At 49.3% G+C, this 18,122-nt stretch carries 13 protein-coding genes; 1 reads left to right on the forward strand and 12 read right to left on the reverse strand.

Going from position 1 to position 18,122, the window contains the following annotated elements; genetic code table 11:
• Positions 1 to 3 precede the first annotated feature (3 nt).
• Positions 4 to 786 (reverse strand): sugar phosphate isomerase/epimerase family protein, encoded by a 783-nt coding sequence (locus Pan241w_RS02355; protein ID WP_145210387.1) that lies wholly within the window; start codon positions 784 to 786, stop codon positions 4 to 6.
• Positions 787 to 1,015: 229 nt separating this feature from the next.
• On the opposite strand from Pan241w_RS02355, the gene Pan241w_RS02360 reads away from it, so the two are divergent.
• Positions 1,016 to 3,697 carry a hypothetical protein gene (locus Pan241w_RS02360; protein WP_145210390.1) on the forward strand — a complete coding sequence of 894 codons (2,682 nt, stop codon included), beginning with the start codon at positions 1,016 to 1,018 and terminating at the stop codon, positions 3,695 to 3,697.
• A gap of 27 nt (positions 3,698 to 3,724) precedes the next feature.
• On the opposite strand, the gene scpB is transcribed toward Pan241w_RS02360, so the two are convergent.
• The 11 genes from scpB to Pan241w_RS02415 all read right to left on the reverse strand — a co-directional run bounded on the left by scpB (position 3,725) and on the right by Pan241w_RS02415 (position 17,827).
• Positions 3,725 to 4,570, reverse strand: coding sequence for an SMC-Scp complex subunit ScpB (scpB, locus tag Pan241w_RS02365; RefSeq protein ID WP_145210392.1), 846 nt, complete (start codon positions 4,568 to 4,570; stop codon positions 3,725 to 3,727).
• 7 nt (positions 4,571 to 4,577) lie between these two features.
• Positions 4,578 to 6,266 (reverse strand): hypothetical protein, encoded by a 1,689-nt coding sequence (locus Pan241w_RS02370; RefSeq protein ID WP_145210414.1) that lies wholly within the window; start codon positions 6,264 to 6,266, stop codon positions 4,578 to 4,580.
• Between the two features lie 296 nt (positions 6,267 to 6,562).
• Positions 6,563 to 7,216, reverse strand: coding sequence for a pyridoxamine 5'-phosphate oxidase family protein (locus tag Pan241w_RS02375; RefSeq protein ID WP_145210417.1), 654 nt, complete (start codon positions 7,214 to 7,216; stop codon positions 6,563 to 6,565).
• 57 nt (positions 7,217 to 7,273) lie between these two features.
• Positions 7,274 to 9,238 carry a prolyl oligopeptidase family serine peptidase gene (locus Pan241w_RS02380; protein WP_198000282.1) on the reverse strand — a complete coding sequence of 655 codons (1,965 nt, stop codon included), beginning with the start codon at positions 9,236 to 9,238 and terminating at the stop codon, positions 7,274 to 7,276.
• A 234-nt stretch (positions 9,239 to 9,472) separates the two neighbouring features.
• Positions 9,473 to 11,248 carry an SLC13 family permease gene (locus tag Pan241w_RS02385; protein WP_145210423.1) on the reverse strand — a complete coding sequence of 592 codons (1,776 nt, stop codon included), beginning with the start codon at positions 11,246 to 11,248 and terminating at the stop codon, positions 9,473 to 9,475.
• Positions 11,249 to 11,293: 45 nt separating this feature from the next.
• Entirely contained in the window at positions 11,294 to 12,292 is a 999-nt protein-coding gene (locus Pan241w_RS02390; RefSeq protein WP_145210426.1) for a 3'(2'),5'-bisphosphate nucleotidase, read from the reverse strand.
• 99 nt (positions 12,293 to 12,391) lie between these two features.
• The gene (locus Pan241w_RS02395; RefSeq protein ID WP_145210429.1) at positions 12,392 to 13,438 is read right to left on the reverse strand and encodes a Gfo/Idh/MocA family protein; all 1,047 of its coding nucleotides are present in this window, start codon (positions 13,436 to 13,438) and stop codon (positions 12,392 to 12,394) included.
• Between the two features lie 232 nt (positions 13,439 to 13,670).
• Positions 13,671 to 14,840: a lipid-A-disaccharide synthase gene (lpxB, locus tag Pan241w_RS02400; RefSeq protein WP_145210432.1), complete on the reverse strand. Its 1,170-nt coding sequence runs from the start codon at positions 14,838 to 14,840 to the stop codon at positions 13,671 to 13,673.
• A gap of 288 nt (positions 14,841 to 15,128) precedes the next feature.
• Positions 15,129 to 15,503, reverse strand: coding sequence for a 50S ribosomal protein L21 (gene rplU / locus Pan241w_RS02405; protein WP_145210435.1), 375 nt, complete (start codon positions 15,501 to 15,503; stop codon positions 15,129 to 15,131).
• Positions 15,504 to 15,753: 250 nt separating this feature from the next.
• The gene (locus tag Pan241w_RS02410; protein WP_145210438.1) at positions 15,754 to 17,316 is read right to left on the reverse strand and encodes an Rne/Rng family ribonuclease; all 1,563 of its coding nucleotides are present in this window, start codon (positions 17,314 to 17,316) and stop codon (positions 15,754 to 15,756) included.
• Complete coding sequence (locus Pan241w_RS02415; RefSeq protein ID WP_145210441.1) at positions 17,294 to 17,827, reverse strand: hypothetical protein; 534 nt, start codon at positions 17,825 to 17,827, stop codon at positions 17,294 to 17,296. The genes Pan241w_RS02410 and Pan241w_RS02415 overlap by 23 nt, the downstream gene beginning before the upstream one ends.
• Positions 17,828 to 18,122 lie beyond the last annotated feature (295 nt).

Consider the following 18,122-nt stretch of genomic DNA (forward strand, 5'->3'; position numbering starts at 1 on the left):
AAATCAGGGGAGCAGTGAATTCAGATACGAGATGCCCCGCTGGCAGTCTTCGAGTTTCTGATCGCCTTGCGTACGATCGACGGTTAGCCAGCCTTGATAGCCGGTTTCCATCACAAGCGGCAGAAACTGGTCCCACATGACCATGCCTTGCCCGATCGGAACTTCCGAACCACCCCGGTCCATTTCTCGAATCGCATCCCGCAGACGATAGGACTTGATCCACGTATGCAGTTCGCGAATGGCGGATTCCTGATTCTGATGACTGAAAACCATATCCGCAGTATCAAAATCGATTCCCACAAATCCCGCATTAACCTTTGAAACTAACTCGCGGATGGTCGATGTGGAATTGGTTTCGCAGGCAATACACAGTTCTGTTCCAATGTGTGATGCAAATCGTACCAGGTCATTCAGGACTTCACAGACAAGCAGGAAATTTCCACCCTCATCGGTTTGAATCTGTCCCGGATGAATAATCAGTATCGGCACCCGTAAGCGCCAGGCAAACTCGAGAGCCGATTTGATTTGTGAGACTCGCTGGTCGATAAATTCGGGCTCGGTTAACGCATGTCGGGCGGGGAGTCGCAAGGAAGCAATCGAGAGGTTGAACTCTTCCAAAAGTTTGCGGAACTGGCGATCGCCGGACGCACCGAACGAGGATGGAGTGATCTCATTTTGTACATCCAGTTGCACCCCCCGCGCGCCGATCTGGGCGGCTGTTTTGATTGCCCGTTTGATTGGCAACCCAAAGCTACGGGTGGCGACAGCGAGTTTAAGTCGTAACATTCGTTTCCTTACAGGGCATTTCTGACTGAAATTTTAATTGAGTGGAATAATTGCGGTAATTCGGTCAATTGGCAAAGTTTATCTAACCGTTTGTGAAAAGAGAATGATATCCCGTCGTGAATAGAAAAGGATTGGAAAAACAGGGTTTTCCGTCCAGTTCCCGATTGAGATTCGATCAAAAAATGGACGATCTTGTAAGTACAGGAATCTTCAAATTCAGGAAAGCTCCATGATACTGTCATCGTTTCTCACCTGCTACCTTGCTGCACTGGCTAGTTTACCCATTGAGGGTCATCTGGTGGAAGATACGCTGCCGATCCTGTCTTATTCATTTGAAACGAATCAGGATTTGGACTTTGATGATCTGCCGGATGATTGGTCGCGTCGCAAAGGTTCCGGTTATCCTCAGTATGTTGAAGTGAGCATCGATCGGAACCAGGGGCGAAGCGGTCAACAAAGTCTGCATTTCGGAGTGAATGGAGGGCATGCTACCATTTATTCCCCGCCTGAGAAGATTGATTCTGATCACGCATATGTCTTTCGGGGTTACATCAAAACTCAGAAATTAAAACACGACGCCGCTCTGGTTTCCATTTCATTTCTGGATCATAAACGCCAACGTGTTCAGAATTTTGTAAGTCGTGCTGTTTCAGGGACTCATAAGGGGTGGGTTGAAGTCACATTAGGGCCGATGACTCCCAAACCTAATGTGCGTTTCATCGTGATTGGGTGCCATCTGGCGCATAACAATCAGAAAGATATTTCGGGCGACGTCTGGTTTGATGATCTTTGGGTTGGCAGCTTGCCGCAACTTGACATTCTGAATAATTATCATCGCCATTTTGTGGATCATTCGGCAGAAATTCGGGTCAGCAGCCGCATCAGTGGTTTGAATCCCCAGAATAAATATCGCCTGGATCTGGAACTGGTTGACAGCATGAATCGCAAAGTGGCCGACTCATCGCTGGAGTTAATGACTGATCCGGAAGACGTTAAGGGGGTTGCTAACAGCCGATTGCTGGATGGAAACAATCATACGGAAGTCTGGCGTCTGCAGCCGATGGAATATGGATTTTATGAGGTCAGATCAAAATTAGTGCGCGATGAGAAATCAATCCTGGCAAAGAAAACCTCGTTTGCCGTGATCGATCTGGCCACTCCCAGAAGCCAGGGAGAGTTTGGCTGGACGATCTCGCAGGAAAATGATCAACTGCCGATAAACGAATTACCCGACATTGCTGCACAGGCAGGGATCAACTGGATTAAATTTCCTTTGTGGAATGTGATGGCGTCTGAAGATCTTCAACGACCCAGCCGCATTGCAGAGATGCTGGATGCGTTTTCAAACAGAAGTATTACCCCGATTGGACTGCTGAATCATCCTCCTAAAGAATTACGATCGCAATTTGCGAAAGACTGGCAGGGGGTCAGCGGGATCTTTACGATGCCTGCCAGTTTCTGGTCCTCTTCGCTGGAAGAAGTCTTTGCCCGCTATACTTCGCTGGTCAATTACTGGCAGCTGGGAGGGGATGATGATAAGAGTTTTATTGGGATGCAGAACCTGAATCAAACTTTGAAAAATGTAAAGTCTCAGTTGGACCTCATCGGCCGGGATACCCATGTGGGGATTCACTGGGATTGGAAGACGCCTCTGCCTCAAAAAACGATCACAAACAGTTTTCTTTCGATCAAAAACGATGAACGACTCTCAGCTGCTGAACTGGCTAGCGCATTACAGAATGCCGGAATCTCTCCCGGGGCCAGCCCGCGCTGGGTTTCCATCACACCACTTCCCAAAGATGGTTACCTGCCTGAAGAGCGGGGAATCGATCTGGCAAAGCGCATGGTGACCGCAAAGTACATGGGAGCAGATGGTATTTTTGCTGATTCTATTTTTGATGAGCAACATGGTCTACTCAATCAGAATGGTTCGCCGACTCTGTTGTTTCTGCCTTGGAGAACCGTCGCGCTGGCTTTACAGGGAGCCAAGTATCAGGGGGCATTCAATATGCCTAATAAGAGTACAAATTATGTGTTTTCACGAGATGATGAAGCAATTATGTTTGCCTGGAATCAAGAACCAATAGAAGAGACGATTTACCTGGGCGAAGACGTATATGCGACCGATGTCTGGGGCAGAAGAATCAATCTGGAACGTGATTCTGAAACACGACGTCATATATTACCTGTCGGGCCTGCTCCTGTGATTGTGCGAAAATGTAACAAGCAGATCGCGTACTGGCGACTGGCAGCACAATTTGAAAAAGGAAAATCAAAGAGTGAATACGGAGGCCATCCTGATGCGGTCATCGGCAAGAATACTTTTGCACAAAGTGTTCGCGGGAAAGCCGTGCTCAATGTTCCCAAGGGCTGGGAAGTGGAACCACAGGAATGGGTCTTCAATACCGGGACAGGTGAGGACTACCGTTTAGAGACATTTATGACACTGCCTTCCAATGCCAGCCTCGGAAAAAAAGATGTCTCGATAGATTTCGAGATCTTTGCAGAACGCAAATATTCAATTCGCGTGCACAGACCCTATCATGTAGGTTTAGGCGATATTGTGGTGAATGTGGTTGACAAGAAACTCGAAGGAAATGTGCTGGAAGTAGAGCAGATCATTGTCAATAACACATCGCCGCTGGAAACCCTGCAGTTTCGTTGCAGTCTGTTTATTCCCAGTATGAAACGGATGCAACGCTTTATTACAGAGCTCAAAAATGGCCAGGATCGCAAATTGTATTACATACCGAATGCAGATACATTAAAGGGAAAAGAGCTTTGGATTCGTGCTGAGCAAGTCAATGGGCGACGGATTTTGAACTATCGCTGGATTGTGGGAGAAAACTGGCAGAACCAGGCCCCAACTCCTCAGGAGGAGATCAAGGTCGAAACACCAATCATTCGTTGACCTGCTTTAGAATCTTCTCAGCAGATGTCAGGCGGCGCTGAGATCTTCGTCTTCAGTATCACTGGTATCCTCTATGACTTCCGTAGCCTCTTCTTCACTGAGGTCTGATTCCAGTTCAACATCATGCTCTGGAGCAGCTTCAACCAGTTCGTTTTCTGGAGTTGCTTCCGCCGGTTGTGGTTTCTGTTCGGGGCGAATGCGCAGGGTTTCCCCCATGGGTAAGTCGTCCAGGTTTTTCAGACCAAAGATTTCCAGAAATTTTCGCGTGGATTCATATAGAAACGGGCGTCCCAGCGAGTCGTCTTTACCACCAATTCTGACCAGACCACGTTCCATTAACTGCTTGAGCATTTCAGCACTCTGGACTCCGCGGATCGACTCAATGTCGGCCCGGGTGATTGGCTGACGGTAAACGACAATCGCCAGCGTTTCCATGGCCGGTGAAGAGAGCTTGAGCGCTGCCTGCCTCTGATGGAGTTTATTCAACCAGAACGAAAACTGTGGTTGTGTCATCAACTGGTAGCCGGTGGCGACACGTTTAATTTGGAACGCCGAGTTGGTTGCAGTCAGGGCGTTGTTGAGCTGGTCGATGAGTTCTTTTGCCTCAGCGGCATTCGCCAGCGTTGCCAATTGTGCAATTTTTCGTGTGGAGAGTGCCGTTTCCGCAACAAACAGAACTGCTTCTACTTTGGCCATTTTCAGGCTGCGCCTGGTGTTGACTTCCTGGTCGGAAGCAAAATGCAATTGATCTCCCTGCTGCTGACGAGACAGAAAATTCCAGCGGAATGCAGTTGCCTGTCGGCAAGGGGAAGAGCAGAAAGCGTGTCCAGAGCGGGGCTGAAGACAGTTCACAGGAGAAGGACTGGAAAGCATGCGTGGTTTACCGAACCGTAAAGTTTTGAGTATAGGTTGCCACTTTCTGGCTGATTTCGTCTTCCACAGTTAATTTCATGACGTGGGGGCCCAGTGAGATATTCCGCGGTATCTCAAATTTATAGCTGTGGAAGTAGTCTTTGCGTACATTGCGGCAGAGATCTTCGGTTGTGTCGAAGGGAATTTCTGCGACCAGATCCCCATTCGTACCGGCTTTGAAAATTTGAATTTTGGATTTCAAAAGAGTTCGATACATGCCGTCGGCCGTCAGTTCGCTGGTGAAATTTTCAATTTCTGAGTAAACGAGTACGGGGCGGCCTGGCGTGTATTCATCGCGTTCAAAACGCTCATAACTGCCAAAGCTGTTGATCTTGTGACAGAAGGCAACATTTTTGAGTTTCAGATTGGCTTTTTCCTGCAGGCGGGCGGTTGCCTGTCTTAATTGGGCGACGGTTTGTGTCGCGCGGTCAGCCTGATCCGGGATAGCCTCATTATCGAAATAGTTGGCTACTGCCCAGAAAGTCTGCTGCCAGAATTCCTGGTCGGCAGGTTCAATTCCGGGAATTGCTTCCAGTGCGCGTTCGTGTTGTCCTGCCATCAGATACAACATCCGCAGGTAAACATGACGTTCAATAAAATGTTGTTTTTCTTCAGGGGTCGTTCCCGTTTGTAATTGCGAGAGCTCTGCTTCTGCGACTGAAATGAGCTGGCTCAGTTGCGCTGCTGAAGAATTACCGGTTTCCCCCATTCGTTGTGTGGGGTTGACGGTTGGTGCAGGATTCAGTTCCGCTGGTTCTTGAACGGCTGGCTGCATTTGTGCGTTTGCTGTTTCGATTGGCTGTGGTGCGCCTTCCTGTTGACCGATAATCGCCGTACTCGTGCGGGAAATGCCGTTTTGCAGTGCAGAAGTTCCCTGCTGAAATGCCGAAGAGAGCCTTGTTTTTAATGTTCCCACCACAGGAATATGATTCAGTCCCTGGCTGATGGTCTGTGATCTGGAATAGGCCTGTTGCTGTGTTGGGGAAATGACGGGTAACCCGGTGTCTGTGTTATTCGTGCCGATCGCTTCCAGATTTCCCAGTTGCACGGGATTTGACATGGCATTCGTTTGACTGTGATCAGGCGATAACTGCCCGGGAGGAGTCATTTGCTGAACGCTGGTTTGAACGACCGGTGATGGAGAATCGCCCGGTTGTGTGTGTCCCAGTCCGGGAAGGATCATTGAAGAAACGTCTGCGGGATTATGTTCCGCCAATTGCGTTTCCGGCTGCTGATCCATGCTATTCACGATTCTCCGCGTACGGAGAATATTGCGGATCATTTCCGGATCCACACCTTTGAAACTGCTCAGATATTGAGCACGTTCCTGGGGAGACGCGTCTTTGAGCTCTTCGTTAATATAAGCCAGGAGTTCGACATTGTGTGTCGTCACCTTGCCTGTTTTCACTTTGGAAGCAGTCTCTTTGTTTTTCTTTGCTGGAGTATCGTCACGGCTGTTTGAAGTATCATCCACAGAGACGACTGCTGCTTTTTCGGAAGACTTTGTTGCTGAAGGCTTCTTGGATTTTCCCCACTTCCAGGGCGCAGTGGGCGCTTTCCAGGCCATCGTTTGCTGGCCTGATGTGGAAGCACAGCCACTCATCAAGATTAAAATTAGAACAGCAGGCAGTACCGTGCTGAGCCGGTGTTGTTTCATTACGTTGCCCGGATCATTGGGGTAAAGGGCTCAATAAATAAGGACACACTACAGGTGCCGCGGTCATTGATTTGGTCAAGGGGATGCACGAATCTGAACAAGACAGAGCCATGCATTAGTAAATGATGTGATAGGAGAGTGGGTTTTTTATGAAAAATCGCAGAATGAAGCAAGATCGATTCAAGCGATCCGTGATTTGAACCGCAAGAAGGAGGGATGTTCGTTGCTTTCTTGTAAATTTTACGGGTTCGGTTTCTCTTAAGTGTATATGTTTAGGTTGTTTACGCGATTTATTTTCAGGTAGGGCCGTCCCCGGATTCTTTCCTGGAATTCACTTTTGATGCGACTCCAAAGAAGTTACCCCCTTTTAATTTCATATCATCTGTGCCCCAGGCAATTTTTTTATCCTGTTTGGTCAGCAGGGGAATATGTTTTGAGCAATGGATATATGCCTCTTCGACTTCCACCATCACCCAGCGTTCCGGCTTCTTACCATCTTCGGTTGCGATGTCGTCTCTGATTTCTTGTGGCGTGTTGTCCGATTGCAGGAATTCTTCGTTTTCGACGATAGATGCTTTCCCATTAATGTGCAGGCCAATCGTAGCTTTGAAGAAATCGAGGAACATCAAGCCGATGTGCGGATTTTCTGAAATATTACCGAGCGAGGCGAGCACACCGTTGCCCCGGTATTCGGGGTAGGCAAGTTGTTTCTCATTCAGTATTCGCACAAAGCCGGGGATGCCGGCGCGAAATGAGCTATCGCATTCACCTTTTGCATCGGATGTGGCGATAAACAGCAACTCCTGTTCCCGGATATATTCCTGCATCCGGGGATTCAAATAATCGATCATCTGCCGATCGTAGAAACTGTTGGCGCGTTTTTCCGTTCCGTAACGCTTCTGAAGTTCCCGCTCACCTTCAGAGCCGAAACCGGGGTCGTGATAATCCATTACGTAATCCCAACGTTCCTGGTTTGTTACAGAAGCAGATCTGCGTTTGATGCGGAGTTATGGTAATTTCCAGTTACTGTCAAAGAGTTCTGCCCAGACAGTTTCATTTTCATAGGTGCCATCTTTTGATTTCTTAAACTGAATCACGGCGATGTCTCCCAGTTTGGGGAAAAGCCAGGAATTGGAAGCCAGAAAATCCTTTTCATGCATCGTGTGTCCGGAGTTGATGACTACATAACGAGCGGGGTTTAACGGGTTCGGATAGATCAGAGCAACGCCATGATTTTTGGTGTCGTAGCTTTTTCCGTTCACGGTAATCTGATCTGGGGTCCATTCGATGGGCAGGTCTTCGACGACTTTGGCGATCAAGGCATTCGAACCCGGGTCACCAAATAGAATCAGGTTTTTGTCAGCGATGATCTGATCCGTGACCTGAGTGTCTTTGATGACAGGGACTTTCGCTCGCAGCCATTTGTCGAACTCTTTTTCAAATAATGTGAGTACTGATTTTGACCAGGAATTGAGTTCGGGCTCCCAAGGAGAGCTGGTGCCTGTGACGCATACAAAGGGGAGTGTAAACGCGTCATCAATCGGGCCTTGCAGATTGTGTCGTTTTCGCTGGTTCGGATTTTCGATGAAGGTTTTTGAGTCTTCATATTTCAGAACATCCCAGCCGCTGTTGCTTTTCACGTAATAAACCTGAGGCAATAGCCCATTGGCGGCCGATTCCAGTGGAAGCAGCGTGCCATCCAGTTCCACTTTGGCAGCCACATTGCGCGCGAGGGAAAGAGCAGCGACATTTTCTGTCGTCAGTTGCAGATTGCCTGATTCGTCGTCGATACCCCCTTCAACGATTGTGGGTTCATACATTTCATCGAGTTCTTCAATCGTCAGCCATTCGCACTCATTGAATTTGGGGGTATACGTGATAAAGCGAATCTGTTTTCTTCCGGGCCAGGCAGGGCGTCCCTGTTTTGAATGGTTCAGAAGGTCAGCGAGAAAATCCTGATAAGCGGGCATGCGTGATTGATGCGCTGCCTCCGGGCTGATATACAGCGGAATTTCGATATCCAGGTCTTTCGCTTTTTCAACCATCCGTGTGCTGGAGACGAGTTGTTTATCTTTTCCGCCCCCATAGGTCACAACAGGGACATCGGCGGCATTCAGGGCGTAGTCGATGGAATCATAAATGTGCAGTGTTTTGTGCTGATAGTGCGGAAGTTTTTCTTTGTAGTTTTGATACTGATAAAAGTCGACGAATCCGGCACCGGGTCCGACGCCGCACCAGAGCGAAGGGTAATGCAGTCCCAGATGCCAGGCGCCTGCGCCTCCCATGGAGAAGCCGCGAAGTGTAATTCGTTTCTTGTCGATCAGGTGACGTTTTTTGACATCATCAATGGCTTCATGTACGTCGACTTCGCCGCTCCAGCGCCAGCCATTATCGGTGCGGCCAAACGGATCCAGATGCAACCAGTCGTGATCTTTTCGCGGTCCTCTGCCGTTAGGACGCGTTAGAAAGAAGACTTCGTTGCGTTTGCCGCCTCGGCCATGCAGTTCAACGTGGAGCGGCCAGCGATGGCTGGACTTTTCTTTAAAGTCTGCGGGAAAGGTGAGCGCATAGGGTTGAACAGAACCGTCGATTTTTGAGTAGTAACCGAAGATGACCGTTCCCGTCTGCTGTGTCCACTCCGGTTTGCCTACTTGCAGTTGCTGTGCTCGTTTTTGCCCCGTTTCCAGAATCTGAAATGTGTCTTTGACATACTGCGGTTTGTAAAATTCGTTATGTCGCAAAATCCATTCGGCGGCCTTCGCATAAACTTCGACATCTGCCAGAAGCGACTTTTTGATTTTGGGATTCTGCTTGAGGTCCTTGATTTGTTTCTGCAGATCCTGAAGCTGCTGTTCCAGTTTGGCGCGATCTTCTGGAGCAGGCTCCTGTGCCTGTATCTGTGAAGGATTCGAACAGAGTGAAAGGCCAACGATCAGAGCAACAAGAATCGGGAAACAGAAGAGGCGCTTCATGGTGGAGTCCTGATAATGAATAGGAGTGTTTCTCAACGAAACAAAACAGCAAATGACTGACGGCCCGAAAGGAGGGCGGTGGTCACACTTAGACCGAACCGCCTGATCGGGAAACATGAGAGCAGGTGCTAGAGCGCATCACATTTTACTATAGCGTGCCTCAATCTAATATACTTGGTCCAAATAGCCTTGGAGACGCTACAGTAAAACTGGACACAGTCTAGAGCTAGATTATCACGGATGGAAGGGCCAGGCAAGAGGTACGATGATCACGGTGAGGATCCAGACGATCAAAGTCAGTGGGCCGCCGATACGAAGATAGTCAGCATATTTATACCCACCAGGGCCGAAGACCATCATATTGGTCTGGTAGCCAATGGGGGTGGCAAAGCAGGCTGCTGCCGAGATGATCAGGGTGATCACAAACGGCATGAGATTGACATCGAGCGATGCTGCTGCGGCAACGGTGATGGGAAAAATCAGCGTAGCGGTTGCTTTTGCGGTAATCAGGTTCGTGAAGATCAAGGTGATTAACGACAGAATTGCCAGCACGATTAACGGGCTGTTATTTGCCACGCCGATGAAGGTGGACGCAATCAGATTCGCGGCTCCGGAATTTTCAATGGCCCGACCAATTCCCAGTCCGGCGGCGATGGTAATCAACACGCCCCAGTCGATGGAGCGTTTGGCTTCGGTTGCACTGCAGCAGCGTGTGGCCGTCATCAGCCCGGCAGCGACCATGGCGGCGACGATCATTTTAACATTGAAGAAGGCCACCATCACAATCATCGCCAGCAAGATCGTACGGGCAATCCAGGCTCTTTCGTGGCGCGGCGGTGTGGAATCTTCCACCTGACTGACGAGGAAAAATTCGCGAGAATTTCGTTGCTGATCAATGAAAGAAGGATGTGCTTCGATCAGCAGGGTATCGCCGCGCTGGAGTTCAATGTCACCAATTTTTTTGTTGATCCGCTGACCGTTGCGTGCCACGGCGATCACGGCGGCATTATAGTTGGAGCGAAATTTTGCCGTGCGAATCGACATATTGATGAATCGAAAACTGTCAGAGACAACGGCTTCTATTAGGCAACGCTCCGAGCGGGGGCCAGACAGTTTAAAGAGCTGATCGGTGGCTGGTTTGAGTCCGGGGATTTTTTGCAGGTCGATGACTGACTCTACGACGCCGACAAACACGAGCTGGTCGTTGGCGGCGAGACGTTCATTCGAAGAAACAGCGGCGATCACAGTATCCTGCCGGTCGATTTCCATCAGGTACATGCCTGGCAGGTGACGCAAGCCAGCCTGTTCGATTGTTTTGCCAATGAGCGGGCAGCCTGGTTCGACCACCATTTCGACGGTATATTCCCGCGGGTCATCCATGGGAGTGATTGCCGGTTTGCGTTCGGGAAGTAACCAGCGGGAACAGATCAACAAGTAGATCAGGCCAGCAATCATCACGGGGACACCAACCCAGGCAACTTCAAACATGGAGAGGCCAGGGTGATTGTCGTGCTCTTGCAGTAATCCGTCGACCACCAGCGTGGTACTCGTACCGACCAGCGTGCATAAGCCGCCGAGAATGGCTGCGTAACTTAAAGGGAGCATCAGGTGCGAAACCGAGATCCGCATTTTCTTGGCCCAGTCAGATATGACGGGCATCATCATTGCGACGACAGGCGTGTTATTGAGAAACGCGCTTAAGACAGCCGAGGGGAGCATCACGCGCGACTGGGCATCGGTCAGCGACTTAGGGTGGCCGAGCAGTTGTTGACCGGTAAAGGCAAAGCCGCCAGTCTGGCGAATCCCTTCACTCACGACAAACAGGAACGCGACAGCGATCAGGCCTTCATTGGCAAAGCCGGCGACGGCATCTTTGGCTTCGACTACACCGGTGATAACCAGTATGGTGAGCCCGCCCATGAGAATCGTATCAGCACCGGCACGTAGAAACGTGAGAGAGCCAATGACTCCTCCCAATACCAGGAACGTTACTACAATTTGCCAGTCCATGTCGGTTCAAAAATTCATCAACAATACGAAAGTGAAAGCCGGCGGCTATTCATTGATTGCCAGTTCACCCAGAGTTTGAATCAACTCCTGATGAAGAGGTCCATTGGTCACGATGACTCCCTGATTGTTTTTCAATTCGTAGCCCTGATCAAATTCCAGTGGCTTGCCAGTGATATCCGTCACGGTGCCGCCCGCCTCCTGTACCAGGAGTACTCCGGCAGCGTGGTCCCAGATTTTTTCGCGATAACCAACGCGGGTTGGCAGCCGCATGTAAATATCGGCATTGCCCTGAGCAACGACGGCATACTTGGCCTGACTGTCGAGTCTTCTGGGTTCTTTCTCAATGTCCAGTTTTTCTGCAACCTGCTGTGAATGTCCGTGCGAGCTGTGTCCCGATTCGACCGATTCACAAAAGCGTGATTGTGAGAAGTCATCAGTGGTGGTGACTCGAATCGGAAATGCTGCCTGCTCCTGATCCTGATTCAGGGGAATCGCAAAAGCGCCCTGGCCGGCGACAGCGTAGTACAGTGTTCCCGTGACCGTTTCATCAATCGGGAAAGGCATGTTGGGGCAACCTAAGATGCCGAGCACAATCTTTCCGTCGACAATTAAGGCCAGTGAAACAGCATACTGTTCTTTGCGTAAAAACCCTTTGGTTCCGTCGATGGGATCCAGAGTCCAGAAACGGCTGCTATACTCTTTGGCGCCCCCCTGATCGATCCAGCGGCAGACATTTTCAGGAGAGGTTTCCGGAATTTGCGCCGCATTGAGTTCGGCGACAATCATTTCCAGGAACGCGCGATTTTCTTCCAGACGTAACTCAGCAGCATCTTCTTCGCCGATGATGGGGTCTTGTGGAAATGTCTCGTTGAGTGCCCGGCAGATGACGGCCTGGCTGCTGAAATCTGCAATTGTTACCGGGCTTTTGTCTTTTTTTTCCAGAACTTCATCAGTGATCGCTGCTTGTACAGAGCGGCAAATTTGAGAGGCCTGTTTGACTGCTGACAGAGCAATCTCTAATTCCCATTGAAATGGTGTCGTCATAATAGTGCATCATTCACTGAGCTGGTATTGCTGCAGATTTCCAGAATTTGATGATGAAAGTTAATTCAAGCCATTACAAATAGCTTTGCTAGAGACTGGTCACAGTGGAAGCGTCACGGGTTCACTTTTTTGACAACTTAGTGCGACGGCTTCCGTAAACTCCATGTATTTGACGCCCGTCGCGAAGTCGGTGTGGTGGATGATTTCTTCTCCACGGATGGCTCCGATAAACTCTGCTTCGACGCGCCAGCCTCCCTGTTCTTCTTTCGGGATATGGAGTTCTTTCAGTTCGTCTTCCCCCATATGGCCGACAAAGATTTTTTCTTCCGGTGTGAAGTGAACTTTAATTGTTCCATGACTGCCATAGAGGTGGATCTGCAGGCCCGGGCCAAACAGAATCGAACCGCTTAAGTGGTAGATGGCGTTGGCGCCTCCTTGAAGTCTGCTGACGACTTGGACGCTATCAGGGATCGTTACATCGGCATTACCCTGGCCTTGAGCGGAAGGCCGCTGTGGCTCGAAGATGGAACATTGAGCGAAGACCCGTTCTGTGGGAGGGGCCCAGCGACTCAAGGTCTCGTGCAAGATTCCCATTGTCAGAACATTGTTGCCGCTGATTTCCTTGTCCTGTCGCCAATGCAATTTTTTGCTGTAATCCCAGAAGGAGTCGTCCGCTCCGACGACGACGACTTCGCGTAGCGTTCCCAGATATTTTTGGGAGATCAGCTTGATGACTTCCTGGTTGTATTTTAAACCAAAGGGGCTGGGGACGATCTGTGCAATCAGATCCGGGCGGGCCTGTGATACTTTGAGCATCTTTTTGGCTTCGTCCAGATTGCGTGCCATTCTGGCTTCAGTCAGAACGTGCTTGCCGGCTTCGAGGGCCATGCAGGTAATCTCACAATGCAGATTGGGCCAGGTTCCGATCATCACTGCATCGATTTCAGGGTCTTCAACCAGTTCCTGCCAATGGGCATAGGTCTGTGGAATAGCATATTTTCGGGCGACTTTTTCCGTCGACTCTGGTGTGGAATTCACGACGCCGACGATTTCGACATCTTCAATTGCTTGAAATCCCGGAATATGGCGACTTTTCGTATTTGCCCCTGCACCAACAATTCCAATACGGATCGTTTTTTTTCCCATTAGTGTACGTCGTCCCGATATTCCAAGATGTTATTCAGATAGAAAGATTGTGGCTGGCTTTCAGCATTTTACCAGCCCGTTTCAGCGTATCCGACGATTCTAACGAGCAGAATTCTGGAGGACCATTCACACAAAACAAACAATTACAGGTTCCCCAAATTCTCATTGGAAATTTGGTGTTTTGTGCCTGATTTAACACAATCGAACGCGAGCGGTACTGAAAATATGTATATTACGCGGCGGATTTCTGCTGAGTTTCTGGCTGGATATGGCTCACAATGGATTTCGCAGCCTGGGCTGAAGCACCGGGAATCACAGTTTCATTATAGAGTGAAGTCAGTTTCGTACGGGCTCTTTCCAGCGAGAGGGGTGTACTGAGCCAGTCGTTGAAAATTGCCGAGATTTTGGCGACATCTTTTTCCGGTGACCCGACAGAGGGAAATTCCGGCATCAATTCTTGATCCGCGATCAAGTTGGGGAGCGACATGTATTTGCAGGTTATCAGTAGATGGGCCAGGAAATACATCCCCCAGTGGCTGCGGTAAAGAACGACCGCCGGTGTTTTTCTTGCCAGCAGTTCCAGGCTGACCGAGCCTGAAACCATCAGGCAGCAGTCAGCCGCTTCAATGATTTCTGATGTCTTATTCAAATAGAGTTGGATTGGCAGGTCCGTGGCCTGTTCTTCCTGAATCAGGTTTTGACAGAGTTCAAAATGGGCCTGTCTGTAGCAGGCGACGGGGAATGTCGCGTCGGGAAACAGCTCTGACAGTTGGCGGACCACTTGCAGCATGACGGGGAAATTACGGGTGAGCTCACTGGTTCGTGAACCGGGTAAAATGCCGACGGTTTTCTTTTGGGACTGCGCGAGTTCACTCAGAACATTCTGGTCTAACGTTTTGGAGACGACTTCATCAAAGAATGGGTGGCCGATGTAATCAACTTTGACGCCTCGTGACTCGTACCACTGCTTTTCAAATTTTAAACCGGAGAGAATGTAGTCCACATTTTTACGCACGCGTCGAATTCTCCAGGGCGCCCAAGCCCAGAGTTGCGGAGGCAGGTAATAGAATACGGGAATGCCCAGCGCTTTTGCTTTTTTGGCGACCCACCAGTTGAAGCCGGGAAAATCAACAAGGACGACTGCATCGGGGCGTTCTGATTCGAGATACTGGCCAACCTGCTTGATGAGTTGGATGAATTTAAAGATCAGCGGCAGGACATTCAGAATTCCCATCACGGCATAATCAGTGAGACGTACTTCCAGGTGGCAGCCAGCCTCCTGCATTTCCGGTCCACCGAACGCAGAGAAGCGGGCCTCCGGGCAGCGATTGCGAATTTCTTCAATCAAATGAGCGGTATGCTGGTCGCCGCTGGGTTCGCCCACTGAAAAAAACAGGTGCATCTGAAAGTCCTATCCAAGCTATTCAAGCGGTTCACAGGTAGACTGGAGTCGCGAATTGTATGCCATCATGATCCTCAAAACGGCATAAAGGTATGCGGAATAACAGTTTTTGGTCAACCCCGTTTTCAATGAATGTGCTTTGAGAGCGCGGATAGGGGACAGGAATGGAGTAATAAAAAAAGCTCCCTGAAAACTGGTTTCAGGGAGCTTGATTCTATGAGAGAACGTGCCGAGACCGGCAATTCCTACTGAGGAAGAATTGCTTGAACTGAGTTGAGCAAAAGGAGCTTAACCTTCCGCGGCAGCGGTTTCTTCTTCAGCAGATTCTTCAACAATTTCCAGTCCGGGGACGTTAATTGTTTTGATGAGAACCGTTGTGTATTTCTGGCGGTGTCCTGTGTGGCGACGTGAATTTTTTCGGCGTCGAAACTTTTGAATTTCGAGCTTTTCGCCTTTGAGTTCAGGATTTACGACTTCTGCTTCTACCGATGCGCCTTCGATCGTGGGAGCGCCGATGGCACTGGCTCCACCGCCGTTGGCCAGCAGAACGCTTTCGAAAGTAATGGCATCACCTTCGTTTGCTGTAGCACGGTAGTCGATTGTCAGGGTATCGCCTTCCTGAATCGTATATTGACGGCTGCCATCTTCGATTACTACAAACATCCTCAAACCTTCTTTTCTTCTTACTCTTTGATCAATAAATGTGCTGAAGTCGGATTTGTGAATCAAAGTCAATCCGAGTCATATTCAGAATCAATTGCGCAATGCTATTGATAGTATATCGTTAAACACTTTTGCCTTTGCCGGTTAACTCGTGCCACGAGGGTAGCAAAGCGCAGAACCTGTGCTGGTTACACGAATATCGAGCAGGGCATTGTAAAGTGTCACTTTTGAAATTTCGAGTCAGAAACGACTAGAAATTCACTTCATTTCCAATATCGTCATAACAACGCGCGGTTAGATGCTCTGGTTCGACATCTGTACGTGCGTTGATAATGATTGAGGTTTTGGCAGATTCTTCCAGGTTGGTGATGTCTTTGCGGCGTTTGTTATTCAGGTAATTAGCGACGTTTTCGTGTACATTTAGTACGAGTCGGGTAATGTTCTTCTTATTCACCGTGGTCATCAGCGTCCGCATGACTTCAATCGCCATACTTTCGGCTGTTTTTACCTGTCCTGTTCCGCGGCACGAAGGACAATCTTCATACATGCTTCTGCGGAGTGAGGGGCGAATTCTCTGGCGGGTCATTTCAATCAGACCAAAGGGGCTGATACGCAGAACTTTCGTTCGCGCGCGGTCACGTTTGACGAGTTCACGCAATCGGCGTTCGACTGAGCGGCGGTGTTTTTCTTCCCGCATATCGATAAAGTCGATCACAATCACTCCGCCGAGGTCGCGGAGTCTGATCTGACGGCTGATTTCTTCGGCCGCTTTCATATTCACTTTAAATGCGGTCTTTTCTGCATTGTCATCGGCGCGGTAATTTCCACTGTTGACGTCAATCGCGACCAGGGCTTCTGTCTGGTCAATCACAATCGATCCGCCGCCTTTCATCGGGACGTGCCGATTTTGAATACTGCAGATCTCATCATCGAGATCGCTGTTATAAAAAATGGGATCGTTGCCGGTATAATGTTTGATTCGATTGACGTGTTTGGGGAGCACGACTTTCATAAAATCGCGTGCTCTTTGATAAGCGGTGGGCTCATCAATATAGAGTGTATCGATTTCACTGTTATAGATATCGCGAATCGTACGAATCATCATGTCGCTCTCTGAGTAAATCTCAACGGGAGCGGGCAGTTTTTTGATACGACCGACGATGGTGCCCCACAAGCGGAGCAGGTAGTTTAAGTCGCGTTTGAGATCATCTGCCGTTCGATCAATGCCGGCGGTCCGCACGATGAATCCAAGTCCGGGCGGCGGTGCCAGTTGCGTGAGGATAGTTCGTAATTGTCGTCTGACATCTTCGTCGGTTATTTTGCGACTGATGCCGACACGCTGCAGACCGGGCATAATCACCAGATAGCGTCCGGGGATACTGATATAGGTTGAAAGGGTAGGGCCTTTGTTGCCGATGCCTTCCTTGATGACCTGCACCAGGACTTCACTGCCGCGTTTCAGGATTTCCTGAATCGGCGGTTTGTTGGCTACGCTGCGTTCATTGATGCGGCGGCCTTTTGAGTTTTTACCCCGCCCGGGTTTGCCGTTCCCGTCGCTGCCTTCCGTGAGATGTTTGTAGTACTGGTGTTCGATGTCACTGACATGCAGAAAGCCGTTACGTCCGACACCAAAATCGACGAACGCAGCTTGGATGCTGGGTTCAATATTGACCACTTTTCCCTTGTAGATATTACCTACCAGGTTTTCGAGGCTGTTTCGTTCTACATAAAGTTCTTCGAGAATACCATCTTCCACGATGGCGATTCGACTTTCCTCCGGTTGGAGGACATTAATCAGCATTTCCTTTTTCATGGAATACCCTTTGTCGTGTGGTTTCACGACGAAAATTGTATTCTTCCTCAGTCGCTGAAGAGACGGACGTTTCCTGCATCGATCGGATCTTTGCCTGGAGTGTGCCGGTCTGTAGTCTGCCGCTGAAGTAGAAAATCCAGTAGCGGGCAGATCTCTTGGGGGGGATTGTATTTCTTCGGCATAAAACCGAAGGCACACAATCAATGAGAGATTTCATGATGCGATTGTTGAGTCGAATCATTTCCTGTGCGATGTCATGAAGGAGCTTTGATCCTGAGTTTGCTGATTCTGGTTTGCTTACTTCGTCAGTCAGATTATCGGAGACGGAGCACAGCTCAAAAAGCCGGGCATCCATCGCGGTAAACTGAGGTGAAGAGCAGGTGGTTCCAGCAAGTGGGGGAGTCCCTCGTTGACTCTGAAAATGTGACATGATAGCCGCAGCATTCCACTTTAAGGCGGCAATTGCCGTCTTGCTGATTGTTTGCTGTAAATGATCAGGTGGTTTGTTCATGCTGTCATTGATGTGAGGCGACGGGATGCGGGAATTTCAAACTGACTGGATCTGATATACCAGATTTGTTTGACGGACTTCCCATTGCATTCCCCTGTGATGCTCACACGTTGTTCGTTTCAGGGCCAGGAAATGATTTTGCAATACATTTCGTCTTAATGGAATTTGTTCTTACTTGATCCATTCACCACCGAGGTGAACTGGACGGCAGTTGGATGGTTTCATTGAAACCGAGTAAACCAACTGCAAAATGTAAACGTGAAATTGTGATGATGAATGCTGGTTAAAATTTCGC

It is taken from the genome of Gimesia alba (assembly GCF_007744675.1).
GTDB classification, from domain to species: Bacteria; Planctomycetota; Planctomycetia; order Planctomycetales; family Planctomycetaceae; genus Gimesia; species Gimesia alba.

Bases quoted from the DNA above. Each gene is read 5' to 3' on its own strand.
- Pan241w_RS02355 (WP_145210387.1), bottom strand. From the start codon at position 786: ATGTTACGACTTAAACTCGCTGTCGCCACCCGTAGCTTTGGGTTGCCA.
- Pan241w_RS02360 (WP_145210390.1), top strand. From the start codon at position 1,016: ATGATACTGTCATCGTTTCTCACCTGCTACCTTGCTGCACTGGCTAGT.
- scpB (WP_145210392.1), bottom strand. From the start codon at position 4,570: ATGCTTTCCAGTCCTTCTCCTGTGAACTGTCTTCAGCCCCGCTCTGGA.
- Pan241w_RS02370 (WP_145210414.1), bottom strand. From the start codon at position 6,266: ATGAAACAACACCGGCTCAGCACGGTACTGCCTGCTGTTCTAATTTTA.
- Pan241w_RS02375 (WP_145210417.1), bottom strand. From the start codon at position 7,216: ATGGATTATCACGACCCCGGTTTCGGCTCTGAAGGTGAGCGGGAACTT.
- Pan241w_RS02380 (WP_198000282.1), bottom strand. From the start codon at position 9,238: ATGAAGCGCCTCTTCTGTTTCCCGATTCTTGTTGCTCTGATCGTTGGC.
- Pan241w_RS02385 (WP_145210423.1), bottom strand. From the start codon at position 11,248: ATGGACTGGCAAATTGTAGTAACGTTCCTGGTATTGGGAGGAGTCATT.
- Pan241w_RS02390 (WP_145210426.1), bottom strand. From the start codon at position 12,292: ATGACGACACCATTTCAATGGGAATTAGAGATTGCTCTGTCAGCAGTC.
- Pan241w_RS02395 (WP_145210429.1), bottom strand. From the start codon at position 13,438: ATGGGAAAAAAAACGATCCGTATTGGAATTGTTGGTGCAGGGGCAAAT.
- lpxB (WP_145210432.1), bottom strand. From the start codon at position 14,840: ATGCACCTGTTTTTTTCAGTGGGCGAACCCAGCGGCGACCAGCATACC.
- rplU (WP_145210435.1), bottom strand. From the start codon at position 15,503: ATGTTTGTAGTAATCGAAGATGGCAGCCGTCAATATACGATTCAGGAA.
- Pan241w_RS02410 (WP_145210438.1), bottom strand. From the start codon at position 17,316: ATGAAAAAGGAAATGCTGATTAATGTCCTCCAACCGGAGGAAAGTCGA.
- Pan241w_RS02415 (WP_145210441.1), bottom strand. From the start codon at position 17,827: ATGAACAAACCACCTGATCATTTACAGCAAACAATCAGCAAGACGGCA.